The sequence below is a fragment of the Saccharothrix sp. NPDC042600 genome, from assembly GCF_040647305.1.
Lineage (GTDB): Bacteria > Actinomycetota > Actinomycetes > Mycobacteriales > Pseudonocardiaceae > Actinosynnema > Actinosynnema mutabilis.
Window position 1 is genome coordinate 1 of sequence record NZ_JBEZBW010000097.1, and the last position, 13,670, is coordinate 13,670.

Consider the following 13,670-nt stretch of genomic DNA (forward strand, 5'->3'; position numbering starts at 1 on the left):
TGTGGGGGGGCGCCCCCCACCCACCACGTAGCACGTTTTGGGGGGGGGGGGGGCCGGGGGGGGGGGGGGCCCCCCCCCCGCCGCCGGCAGGCGGAACACCGCTAGTAGCGGCCGATCTCGACGTGCTCCAGCACGCCCAGCGCGTCGGGCACCATGACGGCCACCGAGAAGTACGCGCTGACCAGGTAGGAGATGATGCCCTTCTCGTCGATGCCCATGAACCGCACGTTCAGGCCCGGCTGGTACTCGTCGGGGATGCCGGTCTGGTGCAGGCCGATCACGCCGTTGTCGTCCTCGCCGACGCGCATGGCCAGGATCGAGCTGGTGCCGTGCTCGGTGATCGGGATCTTGTCGCAGGGCAGGATCGGCACACCGCGCCACGTCGAGACGTGCGTGCCGTCCACCAGCGTGGTCGAGGGGTAGAGGCCCCGCTTGGACGCCTCGCGCCCGAACGCCGCGATCGTCCTCGGGTGGGCCAGGAAGAACGCCGTCTTGCGCCGCCGGGCGAGCAGGTCGTCCATGTCGTCCGGGGTCGGCGGGCCGGTCCGGGTGTGGATGCGCTGCTTGAGGTCGGCGTTGTGCAGCAGGCCGAACTCGGGGTTGTTGACCATCTCGTACTCCTGCCGCTCGCGCAGGGCCTCGACGGTCAACCGCAACTGCTGCTCGGTCTGGTTCATCGGGTGGTTGAACAGGTCCGACACGCGCGTGTGCACCCGCAGCACGGTCTGGGCGACGCTCAGCTCGTACTCGCGCGGGTGCAGCTCGTAGTCCACGAACGTGGTCGGCAGGTCCGGCTCGCCCTCGTGGCCGGACGCGATCTCGATGGCCGCCTCGCCGTGCTTGTTCTGCGGCTTGGCCCGGCCCCGCGCGAAGTCCTCCAGGTGGGCGCGCAGCGCGTCGGCGTGCCCGTTGAGCTGCTGCACCGCGCGCAGCGGCAGCCGCAGCACGATCACCGGGGTCACGGCCTTCGCGGTGAACTCCCACTCGGTCTCCTGGCCGGTGAGCACCTCGGCGCCGAAGTACTCGCCGTTGGCCAGGGTGTCGAGCTTGTGCTCGTCGCCGTACTCGCCGCGCCCGACGCGGCTGACCTTGCCGTGCGCGATGAGGTAGACCTCGTCGGCGGGCCTGCCCACCTCGACGATCGTGTCGCCGGGCTGGTACTCGCGCTGCTCGAACCGGTCGGCCAGGGCGGCCAGCACCGACTCGTCGGTGAAGTCGCGCAGGCCGGGCAGCTCGCGCAGCTCCTGCGGGATGACCCGGATGTCCGAGCCGGTGCTGGTGAAGGTCACGCGCCCGTCGCCGATGGCGTAGGTGAGCCGGCGGTTGACCCGGTACGTGCCGGCCTGGGTCTGCACCCAGGGGAGCTTGCGCAGCAGCCACCGGGGCGAGATGGCCTGCATCTGCGGCACGGACTTGGTCGTGCTGGCCAGGTTCCGCGCGGCCTTCGTGCTGAGGCTGTGCCGCTGCTGCTCGGCCTCTTCCGCGCTGAGGCCGGGGTCTGTCACGGTCACGTCAGGTACCCAATCTCGTCGGGGGACTAGTCTTCGCGGCCGATTTCCACGTGCTCCAGCACACCCAGGGCGTCCGGCACGAGGATCGCCGCCGAGTAGTACGTGCTGACGAGGTAGGAGATGATCGCCTTGTCGTTGATGCCCATGAACCGCACGTTCAGGCCCGGCTGGTACTCGTCGGGCAGGCCGGTCTGGTGCAGGCCGATGACGCCCTGGTTGTTCTCGCCGGCGCGCAGGAGCATCACCGAGCTGGTGCGGTGCTTGCTGATCTCGATCTTGCTGCACGGCAGGATCGGCACGCCGCGCCACGCGGGCACCCGGTGCCCGTTGAGGTCGATCGAGTCGGGGTTGATGCCGCGCTTGTTGAACTCGCGGCCGATCGCCGCGATGACCCGCGGGTGGGCCAGGAACGCCGTCGGCTCCTTCCACACCACGGCGAGCAGCTCGTCCAGGTCGTCCGGGGTGGGCGGGCCGTTGCGGGTCGGGATGCGGTTGCGCAGGTCGGCGGCGTTGAGCAGGCCGAAGTCGCGGTTGTTGACCATCTCGTACTCCTGGCGCTCGCGCAGCGCCTCGATGGTCAACCGCAACTGCTGCTCGACCTGGTCCATCGGGTGGTTGTAGAGGTCGGCGACGCGGCTGTGCACGCGCAGCACGGTCTGGGCGACGCTCAGCTCCAGCTCGCGCGGCTTGAGCTCGTAGTCCACGTACGTGCCGGGCAGGTCGGGTTCGCCCTCGTGGCCGGACGCGATGTCGATCTCGGCTTCGCCGTGGTTGTTCTGCTTGCGCGCGCCGGGCGCGGACAGGCGCTGGATGTGCGCGCGCAGCCCGCCCGCGTTGCCGTTCATCCGCTCGAAGTCTTCCCAGCTCAACGAGAGCGCGATGACCGGGGTGACGGCCTTGGCGGTGAACTCCCACTCGCCCTGGGGGCCGGCGAGGACCTCGGCGCCGAAGTACTCGCCGTTGGCCATGACGCCCAGGACGGTCTGGTCGCCGTACTCGCCCTGGCCGATCTTGTTGACCTTGCCGTGGGCGATCAGCCAGACCTGGTCCTGCGGCCGGCCGCGCTCGACGATGACGTCACCGGGCTGGTACTCGTGCTGCTGGAACCGGTCGGCGAGCGCGGCCAGCGCCTCGACGTCCTCGAAGCCGCGCAGGTAGGGCAGCTCGCACAGCTCCTGCGGGATGACGTCGACGTCCGCGCCGATGTTCGTGAAGGTGAGCCGCCCGTCGCCGACGGCGAAGGTGAGCCGGCGGTTGACCCGGTAGGCGCCACCGGAGGCCTGGACCCAGGGGAGGACTTTGAGCAGCCACCGGGAGGTGATGCCCTGCATCTGCGGAACGGACTTGGTCGTGGTCGCCAGGTTCCGGGCCGCCGCTGTGCCGAGGCTCAGCCGTGGCTGTTCGATGTCCACGTCGGAATCGGTCACAGTCACCAGTACACCGCCAATCGGATTTGTTCATTGGGCCGGATTGACGGTAGTGACGCCGAATAGGCGTTCGGAAGGGGCCGATACGGCGACCTCCCATAGTGCTATGCGGCTGCGCTGCGTGTACGCCGGGTGCAGGTAGTGGTGAGTGCAAGCAATATCGGGTGATTCTTCGGGGGCGGCGGGAGTCATATTCGGCTTGGACTGGAATGTGTAACTCTTTCGCGGCAGCGGAATTCACTCGAAGGTGTTGTTGACGCGGGTGGCGAGTGTCGGGAGGGTCGGTTTTCCGCAATTCGGCGGGCCGAAAATCAGCCATCAGCGGGTACGGGTCCGACCTTGTTCCGGTCGCCCCACCGTGGATCGCTCACAGCCTGCCGCCCGGTTGGACACGCCGGTGTGGGGTTGCCACCGACCCGCCGCTGAAACGCCGCCGAGCCCACCTGCGTCCAAGTTCGCCCGCTGCCGCGCTTGCCCGTCGCCACTTCCGCCGCGCCCGCCTGCCGCGCCCGCCTGCCGCCGAGCCGCCGCCCGGCACCCGTCACCCCCAAGCCCGCCCGGCAGCCGTCACCGCACCCGCGTCAGCGCGCACGAAAGGCCGCGGCCACCCCCTGTTCCGGGGGTGGCCGCGGTGGTCGGAGCGCGTGGGCTCAGGAGTGCGGGCAGGTGTCGCGGTACTCCTCGATCAGCGTGCTGCGGCTCGGGGCCGGGCACAGGAACTGCTCGTAGCGCGTGTCGTTGTCGATGAAGCGCTTGAGCCAGGAGATGCTGTACTTCGCGATCGTCGTGTTGGAGGTGTTCGGCGCGAAGTGGTCCGCCCCGTTCAGCTCCAGGTAGGCCTTGTCCAACGTGGACGGCAGGCTGCTGTAGAACGGCTCCGAGTGCGACGACACCGGCGCGATCGAGTCGTCCTCCGCCCCGATGACCAGGGTCGGCACCCGCACGCCGCCCCACGTCTTGTCGGTGTGCCACCCCGTCAGCGGGATGGCCGCCTGCAGCGCCGGCCGGGTCTCGGCCGCCCGCAGGGTGCCGCCGCCGCCCATCGAGTGGCCCATGACGCCCAGGCGGGTGGCGTCGATCCGGGTGCGCACCGTGCTGCGCTGGGTCAGGTAGTCCAGCGCCGCCAGGAGTTGGGACGCCCGGCTGTCGGGCTGGTCGTAGATCGTGTTCGTGTCGATGGTGAACACCACGAAGCCCTGGGACGCCAGGCGCGGGCCGAGCCACGAGATGCTCGACTGGGTCCCGGTGTAGCCGGGCGAGATCGCGACCGCGCCGAAGGTGCCCTCGGCGGTGCTGGTCGGGTAGTAGATGGTGCCGCCGCCGAAGCCGGTCACCACCCACGACGACACCGAGGTCGACGCGGTGGCGAACGGGCCGCGGACGGCCTCGATGCTGGAGTTGGTCGGCGCCGGACCCCGTTCGTAGGGGTTCTCGGCGGCGATGGCGGTGGGGGTCGCCGCGGTCAGGAGCAGGGCCACCGCGGGGATCAGTCTGCGGAGTTGCACGTCGCTGTACACCTCGCTTGCGCAGGGAAACGGACGCCTCGACCCTGCTCCGGCCGGGGCCGGGCGCGCATCGGTGGAACCACCGGTGTCCACCCGAAAACTAACGCTGGTAGATAATTTTCGCCGCAGGTCTTCCGCCCGGCGGCGGCGTCCGGCGAGACTGGCCGGGTGCTGCACGGACGTGATCGGCAGCGCGTCGCCGTCGACGCGGTGCTCGACCGTGCCCGCGCCGGCCGGGGTGGCGTGCTGGTGCTGCGGGGCGAGCCCGGGTCGGGCAAGTCGTCGTTGCTGTCCCACGCCGCCGCCCGCCACGGCGCGGTGCTGTGCGTGGACGACGCGCACGAGTGCGACGACCTGGACGACCTGCTCGCCCTGGCCCGCGAGGTCGAGGGCACGCGGGCCGCGATGCTCATCGCCACCGAAGGGCCGCCCTTCGGGTTGCCCAGCGTCACCCTCGACCCGCTGGACCGGGCGGCGAGCCTGCGCGTGCTGCACGACCGCCGGCCGGGCCTGCCCGCCGAACTCGCGGCCGACCTGGTGGACCTGGCGTGCGGCAACCCGCTGGCCCTGGTCGAGCTGGCCGACGCCCTGACCTCGGCCGAGCTGGGCGGCACCGCGCCCGCGCCGACCACCCTGCCCTCGGACAGCGCGTTGCGGACCCGGCTGCGGGCGCGCCTGGACGCCCTGTCCCCGGAGGCCGTGCGGGCGGTGGCGCTGGCGGCGGTGGACGACGAGGTCGACGCCGAGGCCCTGCTCACCCTGGGCGTCGATCCCCGCGCGGTGGAGGAGGCCGGCCCGCTGCTCGACCCGCGGCGGCTGATCCGCTCGACCCTGCGCACCGAACTGCCGCCCACCGCACGGCACGAAGCCCACCAGACCCTGGCCGCCGCCCTGCCGCCCGGACCGCGCCGCACCTGGCACCACGCCACCACCACGACCCCCGGCCGGGCCGGCGCGTTCGCCGACCGGCTCTTCGAAGCGGCGCAACGGGCCCGGCTGCGCGGCGACCACGTCTCCGCCGCCCGGGACCACGACCGCGCGGCGGCGCTCACCGACGACCCCGGCCTCAAGGCGCACCGGCTGGTCTCCGCCGCCGCCGACCACTGGGCCATGGGCGCGGCGCACCGCTCGCGCGCCGTCCTGCGCGTCGCCGAACGGCTGACCGACGACCCCGACCTCCGCGCGCTCACCGACCTCGTGCGCGGCGGCATCGACCTCGGCGACGGCCTGCCCGACGTCGCCGCCCGCCGGCTCGTGCGCGCCGCGCGGGGGCTGGTCGGCACCCGCCGGGCCCTCGCGATCGCCGCACTCGGCTTCGCGGGCGAGGCGGCCAGCGTCGCGGGCGACCACCAGCGGCACGCCGACATCGCCGCGTTCGCCGAGCACGTCCGCGAGCCCGACGAGCCGCCCGCCACCCGGATCACCCTGGACCACCTGGTCGGCATGTCGGCCACCTTCGCGGGCCGGCACGACAAGGCCCTGCCGCACCTGCGGTCCGTGGTGGACCTGGCCGACCGGGTCCCGCACCCGCAGGCCGGCATCTGGGGCGCGCAGGCCGCCTACGTCCTCGGCGACGCCGCCCGCGCGCACGAACTGGCCGCCGGCGCGGTCACCGCCGCCCGCGAGTCCGGTCTCACCGCCCTGGTGTCGTGGGCGCTGGTGTACCGGGCGCTGTCCGCGCTGCTGCTCGACCAGCACGCCGTCGCGCTCTCCGCCGCCACCGAGGGCGCGCACGCCGCCACCGCGCTGGGCCAGCACAACGCCGTGGTGGACCACCTGACGATCCTCGCCCTGCTCGCGGCCTTCCGCGGCGACACCGACACCGCCCTGCACAACATCGACGCCGCCAACGAGCAGATCGTCCGCCGCGGCCTGGGCCGGTCGGGCACGTTCGGCGCGTGGGCGTTCGCGTGCGTGGACCTGGTCCTGGACCGCCCGGCCGACGCGCTGGACCGGCTCCGGCTCAAGGCCGCGGGCGTGCACGCGGGCATCCGGGTGATGGCCGCGCCGCAGGTCGTGGAGGCCGCCGTCGGCTGCGGCCAACCGGCCACGGGGGACCGGGCGCTGCGCCGGTTCGAGAAGTGGGCCGGCGCGACGAACTGCCCGGCGCGCATGGCGTTGTCCCACCGCTGCCACGGCCTGTTGTCCGAGGGGCCCGGGTCCGACGAGCACTTCCGCGAGGCGATCCGGCTGCACCGCGAGAGCGGGACCGCGATGGAACTGGCCCGCACCGAACTGCTCTACGGGCATCGCCTGCGCCGCTCCCGCAAGCCCCGCGCGGCGCGCGAACTCCTGCGCGACGCGGTGAAGATCTTCCAGTCCTACGAGGCGGACCACTGGGTCGAGCGCGCCCGCGCCGAGCTGCGCGCCGCCGGCGAGACCACCGCCCCGGTCGGCCGGCCCACCGACCTCACCCCGCAGCAGGCGCGCATCGCCCGCCTGGTCGCCGAGGGCGCGACCAACCGGGAGATCGCCGCGCGCCTGTTCCTCAGCCACCGCACGGTGGAACACCACCTGCGCAACATGTTCACCAGGCTGGGCGTGCGGTCGCGGGTGGAGTTGACCAGGATGATCGAATAGGAGGTCGGGTGCGCGCGGACTACCGGCACTGGCAGCGGATCCCCACGAGGTGGGCCGACAACGACGTGTACGGGCACGTGAACAACGTCGTGCACTACGCGTTCATGGACACCGTGATCAACACATGGCTGATCGGGGAGGCCGGGCTGGACATCCACCACGGCCCCGCGATCGGCCTGTGCGTGGAGTCCCACTGCAACTACAAGTCCTCCATCTCCTTCCCGGAGGCGGTGGACGCCGGGCTGCGCGTCGGGCACCTGGGCCGCTCCAGCGTGCGCTACGAGGTCGGCTTCTACCCCGAGGATCGCGACGACGTGGTGGCGGAAGGGCATTTCGTGCACGTGTTCGTGGATCGTGGGTCGCGCAAGCCGGTGGAGATCCCCGCGTCGTTGCGGGCCGCGATGGAAGGGCTGGTGGTCGCGTGAAGTCCCGGGGCGCGGTGCTCACGGCGGTCGGCGAGCCGCTGTCGATCGTGGACCTCGAACTGGACCCGCCGGGGCCGGGCGAACTGCTGGTGCGGGTGCGCGCGACCGGGCTGTGCCACTCGGACCTGTCGGTGATCGACGGCTCGCGGATCAGGCCGCTGCCGATGGTGCTGGGGCACGAGGCCGCGGGCGAGGTCGTGGAAACCGGGCCGGGCGCGGAGTTCGCGGTCGGCGATCACGTGGTGCTGTCGTTCGTGCCCGCGTGCGGCGCGTGCCGACGGTGCGTGTCCGGGCGGCAGGCGTTGTGCGAGCCGGGCGCGGCGGCCAACCGGGAGGGCACGCTGCTGGGCGGCGCGCGGCGGTGGCGGCTGCCCGACGGGACCCGGCCCCACCACCACCTGGGCGTGTCCGGGTTCGCCGAGTACACGGTGGTGTCGGAGAAGTCCGCGACCCGCGTGGACCCCGACCTGCCGCCGGACATCGCCGCGCTGTTCGGTTGCGCGGTGCTCACCGGCACGGGCGCGGCGTTCTACAGCGCGCAGGTCGTGCCGGGGGACCGGGTCGCGGTGTTCGGCCTGGGCGGGGTCGGGCTGGCCGCCGTGCTCGGCGCGGTCGCGGCCGGCGCGTCCCAAGTGGTCGCCGTGGACGTGGTCGAGCACAAGCGCGCCCTGGCGCGGACGTTGGGCGCGACGCACGACGCGGCGGGCGGGCCGGACGCCGTGACGGCCGTGCGGGACCTGACCGGCGGCGGTGCGGACAAGGTCATCGACACCACCGGTGTGGCGGCCGTGCTGGAGCAGGCCTACCTGGCGACGGCGGCGGGCGGCACCACGGTCACCGTCGGCCTGCCGCACCCCGACCGGACGGTGACGCTGCCGGCGCTGAGCCTGGTCGCCGAGGAGCGCACGCTCAAGGGCAGCTACCTGGGTTCGTGCGTGCCGCGCCGGGACGTGCCGCGGTTCGTGGAGCTGTACCGGGCGGGGAAGCTGCCCGTGGACGGGTTGCTGTCCGGGCGGCTCGCGCTGGACGAGGTCAACGCCGGGTTCACCCGTTTGGCCGCGGGAGAAGCCGTCCGGCAGGTCGTCGTGTTGTGATCAACCCTCCCGTTAGAGTTGCCCGGATCGGGTGATCCAAGGGCAGGGGAGTGGTCGGCGGTGCGCAGGCGGTCGATGCTCGCGGGTGTGGTTTCGACGGTGGGCGGCATGGCCGTGGCGGGCGCGGGGTCGGCGACGGCCGCGCCGCGCGGGTTGGGCGACTACAAGCTGGTGAACCTGGCGCACGTCAACGATCCCGCGCGGACCAACGTCTACCCCGGCGACCCGGCCTTCACCCTGACCACGGTCACGACCGTGCCCGAGGACGGCTTCTACCTCCAGTACGCGCAGCAGGGCGAGCACACCGGCACCCACTGGGGCGCGCCGGCGCACTTCAACGCCGACCAGCCGTACGCCGACGAACTCGACGCCGAGGACCTGTTCCTGCCCGCCGTGAAGATCGACGTGCGGGAGCAGGCCCGGCGCGACGCCGACCACGAGGTGACCGTCGAAGACCTCCAGCGCTGGGAGAAGCGGCACGGCCGCATCCCGGACGAGGCCGCGGTGATCCTGTGGACGGGCTGGGAGGACCGCTGGGGCACCCCGGCGTTCTTCAACTACGACTCGTCCGGCCAGATGCACCAGCCCGGGTTCTCGCTCGCCGCGGTGCGGTGGCTGGTGGACACCGGGCGGCTCGGGCGGCGGGGCGCGCTGGGCACCGACACGTTCAGCCCGGAACCGGCGACCGACGCGACCTACTCGGTGTCCAAGCTGCTGTACCGGGAGCACCGGATCAGCCTGGAGGTCCTGGCGAACCTCGCGAAGCTGCCCGAGACCGGGGCGCACGTCCTGGTCGGCGGCACGATCAACCGGCGCGGGTCCGGGTCGCCGGCCAGCATCTACGCGTTCGTGCCCAAGCGGTGAGGTTCGTCCTCCCGGTCCTGCTGCTGGTGTTGACCGGGTGCACGACCGCGTTCCCGGGCACGACCCCGGCGCCGCCGCCGCCCGGTGTGGTGGTGCACTTCCGGCCGGTGCTGGCCGTTTCGACGCCCGTGACGCCCACCCGTGTCGGTGGTGTCGTCCCGAGGAAGGCTGAACCGGACACGCCGGCGGTGGCCGAGGCCCGGCGCGTGCGGCAGGACCCGGCGCTCGCCGACGCGGCGAACCACCAGCCGTTGGTGTCGTCGTTCTCGTGCCCGGCGCGGGACCCGTTGGCCGGGCGCGACGACCCGACGTCGCCGTTGCTGACGTGCGACCGGGACGGGTCGGTGTACGTGCTGGGGCCGGCGGAGCTGACCCGTGAGCACGTCGAGCGCGCGGAGGCGGCGGACGACCCGCAGGGCGCGGCGGTGGACGTCCGGTTCACCATCCCGGGTGGCGTGCGGTGGGCCGACTTCACCGGCCGGCACGTCGGGCGTCGGGTCGCGGTCGTGGTGAACACGTCCGTGGTGGCCGCGCCCACCGTGGTGGAGGCGGTCGGCGGCGGGAGCGTGCGGATCGCCGGCGGGTTCACGGCGGCCGAGGCGGAGGAGTTGGCGGCGCGGATCACGGGTGGATGACCAGGCCGCGGCCACCGTCCCTTTTGGCCTCGTACATGGCTTTGTCGGCGCGCTTGAGGACGCACTCGGCGGTGTCCTCGGGATCGGGGTCGGCGCAGATCACCACGCCGACGCTGGCGCTGATCACCTCGCCCAGCGCGTCGAGGATGCGGAAGGCCACCTTCTCGGGCTCCTCCACGCCTTCCACGAGCACGCCGAACTCGTCCCCGCCGAGCCGGGCGACGACGTCGGTGTCCCGCACGCACTGGCGCAGCCGTTGCGCGACCCGTTCCAGCACCGCGTCGCCGTGCGCGTGGCCGGACTCGTCGTTGACCGCCTTGAAGTCGTCCAGGTCCACGAAGAGCAGTCCGAAAGGGACACCGTCGTGGTGCGCGGTCATGGCCTCGGCCAGCCGGCGTTCGAACAGGGCGCGGTTGGCCAGGCCGGTCAGGGCGTCGTGCTGGGCCTCGTGCACGAGGTCGCGTTCGGACTCCCGCAGCATCGCCGCCAGCCGCGTGTTCTCCACGATCGTCGTGAGCTGGCGCAGCATCACCGCGACGAACACCGTGAAGCCGCACCCGATCTCGACCGCGTCGGCCGGCGCGAGGTCGCCGATCAGCGTGCGGCGCAACACGATCGCGCTGCACACGAGCAGCGGCAGGTAGGGCATCAGCAGGTAGGCCCACTGCCAGGCGCGGGCGATGTGCTGGGGCGCGGCGTGCGGCATCGGCGGGGCCAGCGCGGCCAGGGCGATCAGCGCCGGGCCGACGACGAACCCGGCGTTGGCCAGCGGCGGCACCTCGGGGGCCTGGACGCTGACCAGGTAGGCGAACGCGCTGTCCGAGGCGGCGAGCCCGACCAGGCCCAGGCCCAGCAGGTGCAGCTGGGGCTTGAGGACGACCTTCCGGTCCGCCGCGAGCACCACCACGATCACCAGCAGCACGAGGTCGGTCAACGGGTAGGCGATGGCCACCAGGAACGCCGGTGTGCTCGGGTTGCCCGACTCGACCAGGCCGCCCAGCGAGGTGGTCCAGGTCAGGGCGAACAGCGAGCCGGTCACGATCACGCCGTCGAGCAGGAGGACCAGCCGGGAGTAGCGGGAGCGGTGGTCGAGCACGGCGTCCGGGGTGCCGGAGCGGCGGTGGCCGCCGATGACCAGCAGCGCGGCGAACGCGAACGGCACGACGCTGAGGTACCCGGCGTCGGCGGGCGAGGGCGAGGGCACCGCGCGCTCCTCGACCAGCTGGTACCAGGTCCACAGGGACTGCCCGACCGACCAGCCGAACATGCCCAGCCCCATGAGCACCCGCCACACCCGGTCCGGCCCGGACGTGCGCCGCGCCGACCACCAGCAGGCGCCGGTGGCGAACAGCCCGGTGGCGAGCTGGGCGAGGTCGTCCAGCGCGACGGCGGCTTCGCCGGCGACGACGTCGAAGCTCGCGGCGAGCGACGCGGCGGCGGCCGAACCGAGCACCACCGCCGCCGTGACGCCGAACCGCCGTGTCCCGAGCACCGGGCCAGTGTGCCGCATTCGCGTTCCACTCAGGGGTGAGCCCTGCGAGGATGCGCGGGTGGCAGAGCGGGATGCTTGGGAGGCGCGACCGGGTCCGGCCGTCGTGGAGCCGGGTCCGGCCGGTGCGGTCGGTCCGGCGGGTCCGGTCGCCGGTTCGGCCGGTTCGGCGGGGGCGCACGTGCCGGCGGCCGAGGACGTGGTGACGGAGCTGGACTACGAGCGCTTCGCGCGGCACCGCATCGCGGAGTTCGGCGGCGACGCGGAGGCCTTCGGCGTCTCCTACAACGTGCTGCACCTGGCGTACAAGCTGATCACCGACTACGAGGCCCTGGTGCACCGGGAGCAGGGCTGGACGATGCCCGGGTTCCGGCTGATGTTCAAGCTGTGGATCCTGGGACCGACCCAACCGGCCCGCCTGGCGGAGCTGTCCGGCACCACCCGGTCGGCGATGTCGAACCTGATCAACACGCTGGAGAAGGCGGGCCTGGTCGAGCGCTCGCGCGACGGGCAGGACCGGCGGGTGGTGTTCGTGGCGTTGACCGAGGAGGGGCGTCGAGCGGTGTCGGGCGTGTTCCCGACGCAGAACGCCCGTGAGGCGCGGTGGTTCGAGGTGCTCGACGCCGGCGAACGCGCGCTGCTGGTGGAACTGATCCGCCGCGTGGTGGCGGCCGGCCCGGCCTGACCCCGCTCCACGCCGGGAGGTGAGCCGCGCGAGGGGTCGGTCTTCGCGCGGCTTGGCCTCCCGAGTGCGCGGTCAGATGATCTCGACCACGCGTTCCTTGCCGGTCTTCGGGTCGCGGAACACCAGTTCCTGACCGTTGCGCAGGTTCTCGTCGACCATCGCGTACACCGAGATGGCCCGGTTCACGACGTCGGTCCGGTTGAACTTCGTGTTCGTGATGAGCCGGGCCAGCTCGGCCCACACCTTCGGGATGATCCCGACGGTGATCCGGTTGATCACGTAATCCTGCTGGTCGTCGAGCCCGCCGTCGGCCCGCGACTCACCACGGGTCTTGGCTGCCATGCACACCTCCCTTCCTGGAGGCCGCGGCGGGTCTTCCCTGTTCGCGGCCTCGTCCCCCTGCGTAGCTTGCCACACCAGAGCGCTCACTGCCAGCGAATAGTCGCTTCCGATACATCAGAGTGATGCCTGAACTGTGCCTGTATCGCACGGTGATGCATCTCATGTAGTACCGTGGCGACCAAGCCCGCAGGAGCGGGTGGCCCTGTCAGAGGGAGAAGGAGATGCGAGGTCGTCACTCCTTGGAGGCACCGTCAAGTGCCTTTGTCGCCGCATTGATGGCATGGATCACCGGGTGGCAGCCGGTGATCGTGTTGGTCGTCGTGATCTTCACCGCCTTGGCGCGCCCACCGCTGTTCGTCAACACCGGTGTGCGCGCGTGGTCGGGACGCTTCCCGCGGTCCCGTGCGGTTCGGACGCGGCGTGCCATGCGGCCGGCTGGACCACGTGCGGTCCGGCCGTCACGAGCCGACCACCACGGGCGCAAGTCGGGGGGACGTGCGCTGTGGCACCGCCGGGTGTCCACCGGCAGGTCGGCCAGTGGGAGTTCGGCCGGTATCGACGACCACCTGAGCCAGGTGGTCACTCCCTCGGTCTTGTAGAGGGCGAACAGGGAACCTCGGGCCGATGGGAGAGGAGGGAAAGGGATGACCTAGTGAACAACCCCGACGCGCCGCCGGTGGCGCGGTCCGCCTCGGACGTGGAGCAGCCAGTGCGGAGGTGGGTGGACTACGTCGCGCCCACCGAACACGCCGAGGTGATCTTCAAGGTGGCAGAGGTCGTCGCGCCGAGTGCGGCGGCGGAGGCGAGCGTGCCGGGCGAGGGCGCGAGTCTCCAGGTGCGGTACCGCGATGCGCACGGGGACCTCCGGGTGCCCGAGCGGGAAGCGTCCCGGATGCTCGGCTTGGCCGGGTTCGGGGTGGGCGCCACGTGTCTCGTCGCCGGCGAGGCGGTGCTGCTCAGGTTCGGTGCCGATGTGGTGCCCGCGGGCGCGCTGGTCGCGCTCTGCGTCGCGTACATGGTCGTGGTCGGGGCGCTGACCTGGCACTTCGGGTTCCGGCGCTGAAAGGGCGAAGAGGGGTGCCGTCGGCGCCCCTCCAGCCACCCACGCACAGT

The 13,670-nt window shown here is 72.4% G+C and carries 13 protein-coding genes; 7 read left to right on the plus strand and 6 right to left on the minus strand.

The window, feature by feature from the left end; genetic code table 11:
- Window positions 1–101 precede the first annotated feature (101 nt).
- The 3 genes from AB0A74_RS34935 to AB0A74_RS34945 all read right to left on the minus strand — a co-directional run bounded on the left by AB0A74_RS34935 (window position 102) and on the right by AB0A74_RS34945 (window position 4,428).
- A complete protein-coding gene (locus AB0A74_RS34935) occupies window positions 102–1,511 on the minus strand; it encodes a family 2B encapsulin nanocompartment shell protein (protein WP_358256345.1) in 1,410 nt (469 codons plus the stop codon).
- Between the two features lie 26 nt (window positions 1,512–1,537).
- On the minus strand, window positions 1,538–2,944 hold the full coding sequence (locus AB0A74_RS34940) for a family 2B encapsulin nanocompartment shell protein (RefSeq protein WP_358256347.1): 1,407 nt from the start codon (window positions 2,942–2,944) through the stop codon (window positions 1,538–1,540).
- 644 nt (window positions 2,945–3,588) lie between these two features.
- Entirely contained in the window at window positions 3,589–4,428 is an 840-nt protein-coding gene (locus AB0A74_RS34945) for an alpha/beta hydrolase (protein WP_358256386.1), read from the minus strand.
- Between the two features lie 183 nt (window positions 4,429–4,611).
- Between AB0A74_RS34945 and AB0A74_RS34950 the strand changes: the two genes are divergently transcribed.
- From AB0A74_RS34950 to AB0A74_RS34970, 5 genes are all read left to right on the plus strand, one after another.
- Window positions 4,612–7,023: a LuxR C-terminal-related transcriptional regulator gene (locus AB0A74_RS34950; RefSeq protein WP_358256349.1), complete on the plus strand. Its 2,412-nt coding sequence runs from the start codon at window positions 4,612–4,614 to the stop codon at window positions 7,021–7,023.
- An 8-nt stretch (window positions 7,024–7,031) separates the two neighbouring features.
- Window positions 7,032–7,448 (plus strand): thioesterase family protein, encoded by a 417-nt coding sequence (locus AB0A74_RS34955; protein ID WP_358256351.1) that lies wholly within the window; start codon window positions 7,032–7,034, stop codon window positions 7,446–7,448.
- Complete coding sequence (locus AB0A74_RS34960; protein WP_358256353.1) at window positions 7,445–8,542, plus strand: zinc-binding dehydrogenase; 1,098 nt, start codon at window positions 7,445–7,447, stop codon at window positions 8,540–8,542. The genes AB0A74_RS34955 and AB0A74_RS34960 overlap by 4 nt, the downstream gene beginning before the upstream one ends.
- 87 nt (window positions 8,543–8,629) lie before the next feature.
- Window positions 8,630–9,406, plus strand: coding sequence for a cyclase family protein (locus AB0A74_RS34965; RefSeq protein ID WP_358256355.1), 777 nt, complete (start codon window positions 8,630–8,632; stop codon window positions 9,404–9,406).
- Complete coding sequence (locus tag AB0A74_RS34970; RefSeq protein ID WP_358256357.1) at window positions 9,403–10,041, plus strand: hypothetical protein; 639 nt, start codon at window positions 9,403–9,405, stop codon at window positions 10,039–10,041. Before AB0A74_RS34965 ends, AB0A74_RS34970 begins: the two co-directional genes overlap by 4 nt.
- Here the strand turns inward: AB0A74_RS34970 and AB0A74_RS34975 are convergent.
- Entirely contained in the window at window positions 10,028–11,533 is a 1,506-nt protein-coding gene (locus AB0A74_RS34975) for a GGDEF domain-containing protein (protein ID WP_358256359.1), read from the minus strand. The two genes, AB0A74_RS34970 and AB0A74_RS34975, sit on opposite strands and share 14 nt — an antisense overlap.
- Window positions 11,534–11,591: 58 nt before the next feature.
- On the opposite strand from AB0A74_RS34975, the gene AB0A74_RS34980 reads away from it, so the two are divergent.
- A complete protein-coding gene (locus AB0A74_RS34980) occupies window positions 11,592–12,215 on the plus strand; it encodes a MarR family transcriptional regulator (RefSeq protein ID WP_358256361.1) in 624 nt (207 codons plus the stop codon).
- Window positions 12,216–12,287: 72 nt separating this feature from the next.
- Here AB0A74_RS34980 and AB0A74_RS34985 read toward each other — a convergent pair whose 3' ends face one another.
- Together AB0A74_RS34985 and AB0A74_RS34990 are read right to left on the minus strand one after the other, a co-directional pair.
- Entirely contained in the window at window positions 12,288–12,557 is a 270-nt protein-coding gene (locus AB0A74_RS34985) for a hypothetical protein (protein WP_358256363.1), read from the minus strand.
- Window positions 12,558–12,789: 232 nt separating this feature from the next.
- On the minus strand, window positions 12,790–12,984 hold the full coding sequence (locus tag AB0A74_RS34990) for a hypothetical protein (protein ID WP_358256365.1): 195 nt from the start codon (window positions 12,982–12,984) through the stop codon (window positions 12,790–12,792).
- Window positions 12,985–13,209: 225 nt separating this feature from the next.
- On the opposite strand from AB0A74_RS34990, the gene AB0A74_RS34995 reads away from it, so the two are divergent.
- Window positions 13,210–13,620 carry a hypothetical protein gene (locus tag AB0A74_RS34995; protein ID WP_358256367.1) on the plus strand — a complete coding sequence of 137 codons (411 nt, stop codon included), beginning with the start codon at window positions 13,210–13,212 and terminating at the stop codon, window positions 13,618–13,620.
- The last annotated feature ends 50 nt before the right edge of the window (window positions 13,621–13,670 follow it).

Excerpts from the sequence above, each read along its gene's own strand:
- AB0A74_RS34985 (WP_358256363.1), bottom strand. The coding sequence starts at position 12,557 with ATGGCAGCCAAGACCCGTGGTGAGTCGCGGGCCGACGGCGGGCTCGAC.
- AB0A74_RS34990 (WP_358256365.1), bottom strand. The coding sequence starts at position 12,984 with ATGGCACGCCGCGTCCGAACCGCACGGGACCGCGGGAAGCGTCCCGAC.